This is a genomic window from Sphingopyxis macrogoltabida (assembly GCF_001307295.1).
Classification (GTDB): domain Bacteria; phylum Pseudomonadota; class Alphaproteobacteria; order Sphingomonadales; family Sphingomonadaceae; genus Sphingopyxis; species Sphingopyxis macrogoltabida_B.
Genome location: NZ_CP012700.1, coordinates 3035101 through 3047877, shown reverse-complemented (window position 1 = coordinate 3047877; position 12777 = coordinate 3035101). Strand labels below are relative to the sequence as shown.

Below are 12777 nucleotides of genomic sequence, written 5' to 3'. Positions count from 1 at the left end.
CGCTGTGACGATGACAAGCTTACACCATCACATGCTGGGACTAAACACCTAGTCGTGACAACTGCCCAGCCCGAGATGAAGCGGGAATGTTATGGATGGCTCCCCTTCTGGGAGGGGCGGCAGCCGTACACAAATAGATCCACAGCTTGCCTCATTCGGGCTGAAGAGGTTTCATTGTGACTGGTCACTCCCACTCCAAGAGCGGCCCGACGAAAAGGTGACAAAATGACGCTGGATATAAACTGCTCCGCAGCAAAATTCGCGTCTGACACCCTGATTTCTCCCCTCTCCTCGGCTTTGCGCAAAACCTCTGCCACCAATCTCGTCGTGCGTCCTACGCCGAATTCGTAAAGGTTTCGCGCTAAAGCGGGAAAACGTGCAGCCTCAGCCATTACAACGCGTTCCAACGCGACATGAATGTCGGTAAGCATCCAGGATAGCAGTTCATCGGACAGCTCTTCAAGCTCGGGCCGAACGTCGCCATGTTCGGGAACGTGCTGTTCGAGGAAGGAGAGCCGATCCTCGATTTCCCTGAGTATTACCGCCTCGAAAAGCAGCTTTTTGCTCCCGTAACGGGCGTACAAAGTGCGCTTGGAGATGCCTGCTTTTGCAGCAATCCGTTCCGCCGTTGAACGACCGAATCCGTCGGCAAAGAAGACATCGCGGGCGACACGGAGAATTTTCCTCGAAAGTGCTTGCGAGGCTTGTCGAGTAGGCCTCCCTGTTCGTCCGGAAGCTTGTTCTTTGGTTTTTTGGGTCGACGTCATGCCTCATCTTGGCCATACCTTGTCCGCGCTGCAAGCGTAGAGCGCTTTGCATTGTATAGCCCGCCCCCGCGAGATTGCCCGGGCTTATGCAAGACCCACGAGGCCCGCTGAACTTTGCCTGCCTGAAAGGATCGCTGCCGTTCGCAGGGAATGGACGCAGTGTGATCTCATCTAGGCGAGTTGGTTACGATACGCTTCGCGTAAGGCCTTTTTGTCGATCTTTCCCGTTGCAGTGAGCGGTACTGTCGCGAACAGGATGTCGTCCGGCAGCCACCAACGAACAACCTTCGTCTCCAGATGCGCGCGAATTGCGTCGGCTGTGACGGCTTGACCTTCATGCGTTTCAATCACGAGAAGGGGTCGCTCTTCCCATTTTGGATGATATACGCCAACGACCGCGGCGACCCGGACGCCGGGGTACCCAACCGCCGCATTCTCGATATCAATCGAGCTGATCCATTCGCCCCCGGACTTGATCACGTCTTTCGCGCGGTCGGTCAGCCGGAGAAAGCCGAAGCGATCGATCGTACCTATGTCCCCGGTGTCGAACCAGCCATCGCTCCCGGCGCCCTCAAAATCGGGGAAATAGCGATCGACGACCCACGGTCCGCGGACCTGGAGCGCACCCGCCTGCTCACCGTCCCAGGGGAGCGGCGTGCCATCGCCGTCGATAATGCGCAGTTCGATGCCAAATTGCATGCGACCCTGCTTCGTCAGCAGGAGATCGTTCGCGAAATCCTCGCCTTCGGCCATCAGGAGCGGGGAGGGCGTCGAAATCACGCCGAGAGGATTGGTTTCGGTCATGCCCCAGAGCTGGAGCACAGTGACACCATATTTGGCGCGGAATGTCTCGGCCATCGCCCGCGGGACGGCCGAGCCGCCAATCACGAGGCGCTTGAGATTGCCGACCCCCGTCCCCGTGGTGTCGAGATGAGCGAGGTACATGGTCCAGATCGTGGGCACACCGCCCGAAAAGGTGACGCCCTCTTCGTTGATCAGATCGGCGAGACTGGCACCGTCCATCCTGTCGCAAGGAAGCACTAGCTTGCAGCCGTTAATCGCTGCCGTGAACGGAAGTCCCCATGCCGTCGCATGATACATGGACGAGCAGGGCATGATGACATCAAAAGCGCTGAACCCGAAGGCACTGCTCAGACCGGCCGCCATCCCGTGGAGAACGATTGATCGGTGGCTGTATAGGACGCCCTTGGGGTCGCCCGTCGTCCCCGAAGTGTAGCAAAGAAATGCGGCTGCCTTTTCATCGAAGCTCGGCCAGGTGAGGGCCCCGTCCTGGCGTGCCAGCAACGCTTCATAGTTCAACGCGTCAGCAACATCTGGCGCGGTCGCTCCGCGATCCGCGAGAAGGACATAACGCTCGATACCTGGAAGGAGAGGGCGCAGCCGTGCGACGAGCTCGGCTAGATTGGGCTCGAAGAAGAGAATGCGGCTGCCTGCATGAGCGATAGTAAAGGCGATTTGCTCGTCGCTGAGACGCGGGTTGGCAGTGTGCAATACAGCGCCCATGCCCGGCGCCGCATAGAAGAGTTCGAGGTGGCGGTGCGTGTTCCAGGCGAGCGACGAGACGCGGTCGCCCGTTGCAATCCCGAGGACACCAAGGGCCTGCGCAGCCTGACGCGCACGCTGATCGCAGCGGTGCCAGTCATACCGCCAAACCGGCTCATCGACAGCCTTCGAGACGATCTCCCTCTCGCCGTGCGCGCGCGCGGCATATTCCAATATTCCGCTGATCAGCAGCGGCGCGTCCTGCATCAATCCCCGTAACATGCTGCATCCTTCTTCGCCCCACTGCGGCGTCGCGTGCAAGGTTCCGCCCCTCGGGTATGATTGCCGCGCGGGCTGTCAATAACCGTCATCATTTTGGTCCAGCGGCAAACTCCACGTGCCGCGTTTCCATTCGGCCAGCAATTCTCAATGATCATATTGCAGCGGCACGGCCTAGGTTCGATCGGCCCCGACATGTTTTCGGCCGCGTTTCAAATTAGTCACTCGCCGCTTTCAGCAACAGTGACAGGAACCGCCAATCGGACCAATCGCCTTTTTCCCCCGCCGCCAAAGCCGCCAGATCGAGTTTCGCCTGCCTAACGATTGTAAGCCGAAGCGACGGAATGATATAGAGGCGTTGATCGCCCGCGCCGGCGGCGACGACCATATCCGCCGGGAGTTCGTTGGCATGACTGGTGATATCGGTGGACCGGGTAACAATATCGACAGCCGGCGTGCTACGGGGCAACCACCAGGTGAGACCGTAGGCCGGATTGGCCTGGCTACCCTTGAACAGCTCGGCGAACGCCAGTTCATCGACAAGCGGCTTGCCGTCGAGCTTCCCACCGCCGCGGACGAACTCGCCGATCTTCGCCCACTCGGACGCTGCCAGCACGAGGCCCTGCGGCATGAGCGGTGCGCCATCGGGGCCGCTGCGCCAACTGCCTATGGTAACCCCAAGCGGAGTGAGAATGCGCCGCTCCACATAATGGCGAGCGTTGCCGTCTTGGCCCTTGGCAACGAGCTTGCGCCGCATGATCTCTCCAAAGATTTGCATCGGGGCGGGACCATATTGGAATTTGCTGCCCGGCGCCGCCGTGAGCGGTGCCTTCACCGAGTCCAGATACCCTTGGGCCCTGCCGACGGTCGATGCCTGGCCGCCCGTCATCGACAGCAATTGCCGAAGCGTGATCTGTTCCTTTTTGGGGTCGCCCCTCCATTCAGCGAGTGTCTCCGATGCCCGCTCGTCGAGGGTTAGAAGTCCATCCTGTGCGCCCGCCGCCGCCATCAGCCCGACAAGGCTCTTGGTGCCCGACCAGAGTTCCTGCGGCGTCGCGATGTCTGCCGATCGGCAGCGCACTTTGCCATCTTCAAGTATCAGCAGCGCAACGCCGGAATTAGCCTCAGAATAGGCGATCGCTTCGGCACAGCCGGGAAGAGGGGCGGGTTCGCCTGCCGCGGCTGGCTGTGCCGCAACCGCGGCTGCGAAAAAGAGGATGGTGCGCTTCAAGATCCGACTCCGATTTTCCGATGCTTGTCATTCTCCATATTATCGATAATAAATTCATTCGCAATCATCGATTGCTCGTGTGCGCTGCCCGATTAGGATGGCGCCGCGAGCAGGGAAAGCCGAACGGAGAGACATGGCCGCGACGAAGACCGACGACGACAGCGCGCCGACGCAGGACCGCGTGATCGCGCGCCTTTTGACCGACGACATCGTCGAATGGCGGATTCCGCCCGGATCGTGGCTGCGCGAGCGCGAAATCGCCGCGCGCTTCGGAGTGAGCCATGCGCCGGTGCGCGAGGCGTTCCGGCATCTCGCGCGGATCGGGCTTGTCAAGGTCGTGCCGTGGCGCGGCACCTATGTGATCGATATCGACGAGCATGCTGCGAACGAGGTCTATGAACTGTGGAAATCGCTGTTCGGCGTCGTTTGTCGCCTTGCGGCCGCCGAAATGACCGACCGCGACGGGCGCGAACTGATGCACCGGCTTGTCGAATATAAGGATGTCACCCAGCGCACCGACAATACGTTCGAGCATATCAAGGTCTCGAACCGCATCGGTCGCTTTATCGCCAAACGCAGCAATGCGCCGCTCGCGCTCGAGCTCCTCGATCGGGTCGCGCTGCTCGCGCGCTGGCAGCACAATGTCTATACTGACAGCTATATCGAGACGCATGGCAACGAGGCGGCGAAGCGATCGGCCATCCTCTACGACGCGCTTTGCCGCCATATCGTCGCGCGCGATGGCGATGCCGCCGATGCGGTGGCGCGCGATCTGATCGGGGTTACTCAGAATAGTTTTGGGCGCGCACTCGAGGAATATAAGGCCCGCCACGCAAAGCCTAAGCCCAGCCGCCGCCGCGCAAAAGTGACATGAGCCGTCTCCCGACCGACCGCCGCACCTTGCTTAAGGCGGGCCTCGCGGCGCCGATCGCATTGCAGGTTGACTCCGCTGCCGCTGTATCCCTGGATTTGACCATGTTCGGCCCCGGACGCCTCTTCGCCGACGTCCAAAGCTATGCCGAGGCCGGCAACAAGCAGTCGGGCGGCGCGGGCGATCGCTGGACCGCCGACTGGACAGCGAAGCGGCTGTTCAGTGCCGGATTCGAAGTGGATCGCCAGACGTTTGACGTGCCTTGGTTCGAGGCGTCGCATTGCGAACTTACGCTCGGCGACCACACGATACCGCTCGTCGCACAGCCGCTCGCCGTCGAAACCGGCGAGGCCGGTCTCGCTGCGCCGCTGCGCCTCGCAGAAATCCCTGAACGCCTCGACGGCGCGATCGCCGTCGTGCGCCTGCCTTTCCGCCGCTGGTCGAGCCTCGTAGATCGTGCAGTGCGCGAGCCGCTCGCCGATGCGCTTGCGCGCGGTGCGAACGGGGTCATTCTCATTACGACTGGGCCGACGGGCGAGGCCTTGCTCCTCAATGTCCCGGCCGGTCATCCTGTATCGGACAAGCCACTTGCCTTGCTCGCGCCGCGACTCGCCGCCCCGGTGATTGAAGCCGCGCGCCACGGTGCCGCGGCGAAATTAGCGCTTCGCGGGCGCGGTGGGATTCGGGCAGCGCAGAATATAATCGGGCGACGCGTTCGCTCCGGTCGCCCTTGGCTCGTCGTCTCTACGCCGCGTTCAGGCTGGACCGATTGCGCCGGCGAGCGGGGGCCGGGTATCGCGATGTGGCTCGCGCTTGCCGACTGGATGCCCCGAGCGTTTCCGCAACACAGCCTGCTCTTCCTGTGCAACAGCGGGCATGAATATGAGAATCTCGGTGCGAGCCATATCGCCGACAAGGTGGGTCCAGCCCCCGGCGAGACCGCTTTCTGGTTTCATCTCGGCGCCAATGCGGCAGCACGTGACTATCAGGAAATGCCGGGGCGCTTGCTGCCGCTGCCAAGCGCCGATCCCTATCGTTTTCTCATGACATCGCCCGAATTCGTGACGTGTGCGCGCGAGATATTCAAAGGCCAGCCGGGGTTGGAAATGGCCTATCCTTCGGCGGAAGGCACAGCGGGCGAACTCTCGGAAGTGATAAAGGCCGGCTACGTGCGTCATGCCGGCATCTTTGGCGCACACCGTCATCACCACGCTGTGACCGACGATTTATCGACGGTCACACCTGACCCCCTTGCCGCTACGGCGCGGGGCGTCCGCGACCTGCTGAGCGCCGTCGTCTCTTAGACCAGCGAACCACCTGCAAAGACATTGCGCTTTCCGGCTTGACTTGCCGACGGTTTTGCACAAAATTATCGATAATAATTGCGATAACAAGATGGGGAGAGTGACCATGGGACGCAGAGCGAACCTTCTTTTCTGCACGGCCGCGATTTGGGTAGCCGTCGCTCCGCCTGCTTTCGCTCAAGACGCACCGTCCGAAGCTCTTCCGGACGCGGCTGAAGCGGATGATGATGGCGCCATAGTCGTAACGGCGCGCCGCCGCGAAGAGCGGCTGGCCGATGTGCCGACCGCGGCGTCGGTCATCGATATCACGTCGCTCACCGATCGCGGCGGCGCCACGGGCAGCGGCGAACTCCTCGCCGATCAGCCAAGCGTTCGCTTCAACAATCTGAACTCGTCCGTCACGTCGGAGATCTCGATCCGCGCTTCGTCGACCGCGCGTGCCACCAATGGCGACCCGAGCGTCGGGCTCTATCGCAACGGTGCCTATATCGCCGGCGGTCCGGTGGGCGGTCGCAACTTCACGCGGCTCGACCTGCTCGACATCGGCCGCGTCGAGGTTCTGCGCGGGACGCAGGGCGCGCTGTACGGCCGCAACGCGGTCGGCGGCGCGATCAATATCATCTCGGCCGAGCCCGAATTCGATCTCTCGGGCTGGGCGAGCGCGCGCTATGGCTTCGAGAACAACAGCTTCCAGACGCAGGGCGCGATCAATGTCCCGCTCGCCGATGGCCTGGCGATCCGCATCAGCGGCGATCTCGTCGAGCAGGACAAGGGCTTCTTCTACAATCCCGACAACGACGTCTATTTCGACCAGCAGAAGGGCCACGGACTGCGCGGCCAGATCCGGCTGAAGCGCGGGCCGGTCGACGCGATCATCACGGCCGAGACCCAGCGGCTGACCACGCCGACGATCCATTACCAGATATCCATTCCCGCGGGCACGCCAGGCTTTCCCGGCGGTTATACGCAGGATCGCTTTCGCTACCCCTGGAACACCGCGCCGCGCGCCAGCCAGGACGTGGACGGCCTTCAGGCGCTCGTCCGCGTGGATCTGGGCGGTGCCGACCTGACGTCGACAACCTCCTTTCGCAAGCGCACGTCCGAATATGATCTCGACAATGACGCGATCAGCCCCGCCGAGCTGGCGCGTGCGCGCGCCGCGGGGCAGATCGGCGCTCTCACGCCGCTCGATGCCAGCACCGCGTCCTACGTCGTCGACACGACCGACAATTTTTCGCAGGATATTCATGTCAGCGGGGCGAGCGATCGCTTCACATGGCTGGTCGGCGCCGAAATGCTGTTGCTCGACAGCGATTTCTCGGTGGCGACGACGCGCACGCCGACGCTCGCCAATCCGTCGCCGGGCAATATCGCGCCCGCGCGGCTGCATTTCGAAAGCTATGCGGCCTATGGCTCGCTCGGTTTCGACATCACCGACAGCCTCAACCTGACCGGCGAACTGCGCTATACCCGCGACAGCCGGAGCATCTCGGCGCGGCTTTACGATTTGGGGACTGGCCTGCCCACCGGCGGGCCATCGCGGATCATCGACGACAGCATCAACGCCGACAATCTCTCCTACAATGCGACCCTCTCGTACAAGCTCACGTCGAACATCCTCGCCTATGGCAAGGTCGGCAGCAGCTATCGGGCCGGCGGGTTCAACACGCGCCTCTCCGATCCGCGCGCGCCGAGTCCTGTGCAGGTGCTGTTCGGCAACGAAAACAGCACGTCTTACGAAGTCGGCATCAAGGGCAGTCCGATCCGCCGCGGCTATTTCGCAATCGCGGGCTATTACACCGAGCTTGAAGACCTGATCGCGCAGGTCGACGATGGCTGCGCGCTCACCAATCCGGCGTGCCCGATCGCCGCGGTCGCCTATCTAACCAACGCAGGCGATGCGAAAAGCTGGGGTATCGAGGCCGAATATAGCCAGGGCTTCGATCTCGGCGAAGGCAATGGCCGCCTCGCCTTGAGTGGCTCGCGGCAAGAGGGCAAGGTCAAGAGCGGCCGCTATGACGGGCTGGACCTTGCGCAGGTTCCCGACTGGCTCGCCTCGGCCAACCTCAATCTGCGCTACCCGGTCACCAAGGATGTCGCGCTGACCAGCAATGTCCTGATCAGTGGTCAATGGGGCGGCAAACAGGAGCTGACAGCGACCTCGGTCGACCTCGATGATTATGTCCTCGTCAATCTTCGGGTCGGCGTCGACTTCGGCAAGATCAGCGTCAGCGCGTTCGCGAACAACGTCTTCGACAAGGTTTATTTCGTCGCGCAGGCGCCGACGATCAACCGGTACAGCCAGCCTCGCGTCGTCGGCGTCGAAGGACGCATTTCTTTCTAGGTCGCGCTCCCGTCCGCGGCCTCCAGCCGCTGGTCGGGAAGGGTAGGAGGGCGCAATGCGGCATTTGGTGATGGCAGCACTGTTCGGTGCCGCGATGCTGACCGGATCGGTGTCTGTCGCGGCGGCGGAGACGGCCCCCGCGGCGACAATCGCGCAGGGGCGCCTTGCGGGCGCGCGCACGGGGGACGTCGAGCGCTTCCTTGATATTCCTTTCGCCGCCGCACCGGTCGGCGCTCTTCGCTGGCGGGCGCCGCAGGCACCGCCGCGCTGGCGGGGCGTCCGCGATGCCGCAAAACTCGGCCCGGCTTGTCCGCAGACGGTGCGCCCCGCACTTGTCGCGGGCGGGGTAGCCGAGCATCAGTCTGAGGATTGCCTCCAGCTGAACATCTGGCGCCCGGCGGGGGCGCGAAAGCTGCCAGTGATGGTCTGGATCCATGGCGGCGCCCATGTGGTCGGTTCGGGCACCTTCCCGGTTTTCGACGGCACCGCCTTCGCGCGGCAAGGTGTGGTTTTGGTGACGATCAACTATCGGTTGGGCGCGCTCGGTTATTTCGCCCATCCCGCGCTCAGCGCGGCCAAGCCGCGCGGCGAGGCGCTCGCCAATTACGGCCTGATGGACCAATTGGCCGCCCTGCGGTGGGTGAAGAAAAATATCGCCGCATTTGGTGGCGATCCGCGCCAGATCACCTTGTTCGGCGAATCCGCCGGGGCGATCGGAGTGACGACGATCCTTGCCCAGCCCGAAGCCAAAGGCCTGTTCGCCAAGGCGATCGTTCAGTCGGGCGTTGGTCTCCTCGATCCGCGCCCGCTTGGCGAGCAAGAAGCGCTAGGCGCGGCGTTGGCAGCGCGCGCAGGTGCGCCGCCTTCAGCATCGCTCGACGCGCTTCGCGCGCTGCCCGCCGCCGCGCTCGTTGCCGCTGGCGAGGTCCGGACGCCGGGCGCGATGACCGGCCCCATCCTCGACGGCGACCTGGTACGCGAAGCGCCTTGGCGCGTCTTTGCGCGTAGCGAGCCGATCGACGTTCCGCTCCTCGTCGGCGCGAACAGCAACGAGGCGAGCGTCATCCTTGCCATGGGCGTGCCGCCATCCCCCGCGCTCGCCTATCTAGGGCGCGACCAGGCGGCGGGCCGGGCCGCCTATGGCATGGGGCTGGCCGATGATGAACTGGCGCGCCAGGTGTTGGGCGACGCCTGGTTCGTCGCCCCGGCGCGCTGGCTCGCGGCCCGGACGGCGGGAGGGGCGCCTTCGTATCTCTATCATTTCGACTATGTCGCAGCGGCGCGGCGCGACCGCGCCAAGGGCGCCGCGCACGGGTCTGAAATCCCCTATCTGTTCGGGACGCTCGACTATTTCGCGTCGGTCGCCGGCGCCGTCGGTGACGAGGATCGCCGCTTCGGCGAAGGCATCGCCGCCTGCTGGGTTGGCTTCGCCAAGACGGGCGTTCCTGGCTGCGCACTCGTTCGCGACTGGCCGCGTTACGATGCGGCAAGCGACCGTCTCGCAAAATTTGCGCCCGAGTCTGGCGTCGTCGCCGGCTTTCGCAAGGCGCAGCTCGACCATCTGCTCAATGTTCACTTCGGGAACGGCCAGCCCAGGCCCTAGCCCGTCCGGCCGCGCTAGGCCCTCCGTTTCGACGATGTGCAACGAAGCTGGGAGAGAGAAAATGGCTGGAAGAACGAAATGGATGTGGCTTGCCGCTGGTGCGGCGATGGCTGGGGCTGCGGCCTTTGCGGCGCAGGGCGGGTTCGGGGGCAACGGCGGCGGCGAGGCGCGTCCCATGGTGCAGCTTCCGCCTGCGGCGCCCGCTGCTAAAGCGTCGACGTCGGCGGCATCGGCGCCCGCGGCCGCCAGCCTTTCGGCCACCGTCGGCGGTTATACCTATGACTGGACCGCGTTACAGTCGGCAATCGACGCTGATACCGAGGTCGATAACGGCTATTTCGCCGTCGGGAATGCTTCGGATCCCGACTATCTCTTCGCTTACGAGAAGGGCAGCTTTGGTATCGATCGGGTGACCCCGCTTGCGTCGGCCTCCAAATGGTTCGCCGGCGCGCTGGGGATGCGCATGGTGCAGGCTGGCATCGCGACGCTCGACGATCCGATGCGGCCGCCGCTTGCCTTCTGGACCACGATCGGAACGAAGAAGGATGTCCAACTCAAGCATGCGCTGTCGATGACGTCGGGCTTCAATGCGAGCCCGCTCGTTGGCGGCTGTCAGCTGCTTCCGGCCATGACGCTCTACAATTGCGCGAAGAGCATCCACGATTTGCGCTATGATATTTTGCGCCCGGGCAACGCGCCCGGCGCGCAATATAGCTATGGACCGCACGGCCTTCAGGTCGCCGCTGCCTATCTGGAGGCAAAGGATATAAGCATCGCGCCCGGCACGTCACCGGCACGCCAGCGCAATTTTCACGAACTGTTCGCGCAGCATGTGACGACCCCGCTCGGGATGACGAGCACGACCTGGTATGACCCTGCGGGAAGCGCTCCCACCAACCCGTGGGTCGCGGGCGGCGCCTATTCGACGCCGCGCGACTATGCGAAACTTCTGCGTGCCTTCCTTGGCGGCAGCTTTATTACCGATATGACAAGCTTCACCCAGCAACGTACCGCAGGCTTGCCGCGCGTTTTCGTGCCGGCGAGCGCGGGCAATTGGGAATATGCGCTCGGCTCCTTTGTCGAATGCGACACGCCTTCGGCCTGCGCGACGTCCAAGATCAATTCCTCACCGGGTGCCTATGGTTGGACCGGCTGGATCGATCGCGAGACCGGCTATTACGCTTTGATCGCCACCGAAATATCGAGCGGAGGCGACCGGAAAGGCGTCGAGCTCGAACAGGTCATGCAGGATCTGATCGAGGATGCGATCGCGAATCGCACCCCGGCGCCCTGACCTGACCCAGCAGTCTAGTCACGCAGCACAGGAGAACTTGATCTCCATGCGCTGCGTGGCTGGCCTGTCGGACTAGGCAAAGTCGACGGCTCAAAGGCGAGCGGCCAAACCCGCGTGTGACCGGCAGGGAGCCGATTTGACTGAATGGCCGATGCGCGGCCGTCCGGTCGTGGGTTCGGCCTAGGGACACGTCGCCAAAAAGCGTGTCGCTGCCGCCACTGCCTCGGCTCCGAAAGCTGCTGGGCATGCATCTGGCCGCGCAGATTGGCTCGCCTCGGGCGGTTATCAGGCGACGTAGGCCCCTCTACCACTCGCCACCAAGGTTCCGTCTGCGGCTAGGATCCGGGTAGCCGCGACGCTTATCTGCCGCCCTAATTTCACCGGGCTGCCGATCGCGCGAAGCGGCCCCAGCTTGGCCGGTCGGTGAAAATCCACATGGAGGTCCGCCGTCGCCCGCGCAGCACCCCCCATCGCGATGATCGTATAGAGGCCGGTCAGATCGATCAAAGCCGATACGATGCCACCATGCGCCGCGCCGACCGTCGGATTTGAGATGATTTCGTCTCGCCAAGGCATGGAGATCACCAACTCGTTGGCGCCGACCTCAGCGATGCTGAGCCCGAGCCAGCGGTGAAAAGGGGCCAGCGCCAATAGGTCACGTAATTCCTCAAGCCCCGGGACGGCGGGGGCATTCATGATTTCATTTCCGCTTCATGGATGCCGAGCAAAAACTCTAGGATCGATTGCCCGAAAGCGTCGTTCTCGTCCCCCACCACCATATGAGTCGCATTCGCAATGTCGCTATACGCCATATGAGGGACAAGGCCCTGGAAATGCTTGACGGCTTCCAGCGAGACGAGATCGCTTGACCCGCCGCGGATCAGATGCACCGGCAAGGTCAAGCAGGCAGCGGCCGCGCTGAGCTCGGTGCGGCCATGGTCGCTGGAAACGCCGCCGCCCTGCTGCGTCACTCTTTCGATGAAGGCGGGGTCCCAGTGCCAATAGAAGCGTTCATCGTCCTTGCGGCGCAGATAGTGTGCTAGCCCGGCCGAAGCCTTCCGGCTGGGGCGATGGGGCAGATAGTCGGCAATGACCTGTGCGGCCTCTTCCACCGACGCAAAACCATCGCGCGCATGCGCCGCCATGAAACCGACCACGCGGGCGACGCCGCTCGGTTCCATCTGAGGTGTGACGTCGACCAGCGTCAGCGATCCGAAACTTCCCGGTGCGCATTTTCCCTCGGCGATGATCCCGGCCAGGCCACCAAGAGACGCGCCAATCAGCGCCGGTTTGCTCGCCGTCGCCGCAGCGATCTCGACGAGATCGGCCGCAAAATCGGAGATATCATAGGCTCCGTCGCTGGCCCATGCACTCTCGCCGTGCCCGCGCATATCGACTGCGATGGTCCGGAAACCATGGCTCGCGAGCCGGTGGGCTACCGCCCTCCATGCCCTTCGGGTCTGTCCGCCGCCGTGCGCGAGGATTACCGGTAATCCGAGTTCCGGGCCATCAACCGACGCTGCGATTTCATGGCCCGCTTTCCCGGCAAGCGTGATCGACTGATCAATCATTCCACGATCA

10 protein-coding genes are annotated in these 12777 nt (G+C 63.2%); 5 read left to right on the top strand and 5 right to left on the bottom strand.

The genetic code is table 11. The features are described 5' to 3' along the window. Nucleotides 1-89: 89 nt before the first annotated feature. From AN936_RS14185 to AN936_RS14175, 3 genes are all read right to left on the bottom strand, one after another. Nucleotides 90-767 (bottom strand): TetR/AcrR family transcriptional regulator, encoded by a 678-nt coding sequence (locus tag AN936_RS14185; protein ID WP_039575391.1) that lies wholly within the window; start codon nucleotides 765-767, stop codon nucleotides 90-92. Between the two features lie 171 nt (nucleotides 768-938). Beyond that, the gene (locus AN936_RS14180; RefSeq protein WP_137865749.1) at nucleotides 939-2552 is read right to left on the bottom strand and encodes a long-chain fatty acid--CoA ligase; all 1614 of its coding nucleotides are present in this window, start codon (nucleotides 2550-2552) and stop codon (nucleotides 939-941) included. 214 nt (nucleotides 2553-2766) lie between these two features. Continuing rightward, entirely contained in the window at nucleotides 2767-3780 is a 1014-nt protein-coding gene (locus AN936_RS14175; RefSeq protein WP_052208266.1) for a serine hydrolase domain-containing protein, read from the bottom strand. 133 nt (nucleotides 3781-3913) lie between these two features. On the opposite strand from AN936_RS14175, the gene AN936_RS14170 reads away from it, so the two are divergent. From AN936_RS14170 to AN936_RS14150, 5 genes are all read left to right on the top strand, one after another. Next, nucleotides 3914-4654: a GntR family transcriptional regulator gene (locus tag AN936_RS14170; protein WP_052208263.1), complete on the top strand. Its 741-nt coding sequence runs from the start codon at nucleotides 3914-3916 to the stop codon at nucleotides 4652-4654. Then, nucleotides 4651-5955: a hypothetical protein gene (locus AN936_RS14165; RefSeq protein WP_054588695.1), complete on the top strand. Its 1305-nt coding sequence runs from the start codon at nucleotides 4651-4653 to the stop codon at nucleotides 5953-5955. Before AN936_RS14170 ends, AN936_RS14165 begins: the two co-directional genes overlap by 4 nt. Before the next feature lie 106 nt (nucleotides 5956-6061). Next, nucleotides 6062-8299, top strand: coding sequence for a TonB-dependent receptor (locus AN936_RS14160; protein ID WP_054588694.1), 2238 nt, complete (start codon nucleotides 6062-6064; stop codon nucleotides 8297-8299). Nucleotides 8300-8354: 55 nt separating this feature from the next. Further along, nucleotides 8355-9902 (top strand): carboxylesterase/lipase family protein, encoded by a 1548-nt coding sequence (locus AN936_RS14155; protein WP_054588693.1) that lies wholly within the window; start codon nucleotides 8355-8357, stop codon nucleotides 9900-9902. A 61-nt stretch (nucleotides 9903-9963) separates the two neighbouring features. Beyond that, nucleotides 9964-11196 (top strand): serine hydrolase domain-containing protein, encoded by a 1233-nt coding sequence (locus AN936_RS14150; RefSeq protein WP_158500098.1) that lies wholly within the window; start codon nucleotides 9964-9966, stop codon nucleotides 11194-11196. 285 nt (nucleotides 11197-11481) lie between these two features. Here AN936_RS14150 and AN936_RS14145 read toward each other — a convergent pair whose 3' ends face one another. Further along, nucleotides 11482-11892, bottom strand: coding sequence for a hotdog fold thioesterase (locus AN936_RS14145; protein WP_054588691.1), 411 nt, complete (start codon nucleotides 11890-11892; stop codon nucleotides 11482-11484). Next, complete coding sequence (locus AN936_RS14140) at nucleotides 11889-12767, bottom strand: alpha/beta fold hydrolase (RefSeq protein ID WP_039575377.1); 879 nt, start codon at nucleotides 12765-12767, stop codon at nucleotides 11889-11891. Before AN936_RS14140 ends, AN936_RS14145 begins: the two co-directional genes overlap by 4 nt. Between the last annotated feature and the right edge of the window lie 10 nt (nucleotides 12768-12777).

Bases quoted from the DNA above. Each gene is read 5' to 3' on its own strand.
- AN936_RS14185 (WP_039575391.1), bottom strand. From the start codon at position 767: ATGACGTCGACCCAAAAAACCAAAGAACAAGCTTCCGGACGAACAGGG.
- AN936_RS14180 (WP_137865749.1), bottom strand. From the start codon at position 2,552: ATGTTACGGGGATTGATGCAGGACGCGCCGCTGCTGATCAGCGGAATA.
- AN936_RS14170 (WP_052208263.1), top strand. From the start codon at position 3,914: ATGGCCGCGACGAAGACCGACGACGACAGCGCGCCGACGCAGGACCGC.
- AN936_RS14165 (WP_054588695.1), top strand. From the start codon at position 4,651: ATGAGCCGTCTCCCGACCGACCGCCGCACCTTGCTTAAGGCGGGCCTC.
- AN936_RS14160 (WP_054588694.1), top strand. From the start codon at position 6,062: ATGGGACGCAGAGCGAACCTTCTTTTCTGCACGGCCGCGATTTGGGTA.
- AN936_RS14155 (WP_054588693.1), top strand. From the start codon at position 8,355: ATGCGGCATTTGGTGATGGCAGCACTGTTCGGTGCCGCGATGCTGACC.
- AN936_RS14150 (WP_158500098.1), top strand. From the start codon at position 9,964: ATGGCTGGAAGAACGAAATGGATGTGGCTTGCCGCTGGTGCGGCGATG.
- AN936_RS14145 (WP_054588691.1), bottom strand. From the start codon at position 11,892: ATGAATGCCCCCGCCGTCCCGGGGCTTGAGGAATTACGTGACCTATTG.
- AN936_RS14140 (WP_039575377.1), bottom strand. From the start codon at position 12,767: ATGATTGATCAGTCGATCACGCTTGCCGGGAAAGCGGGCCATGAAATC.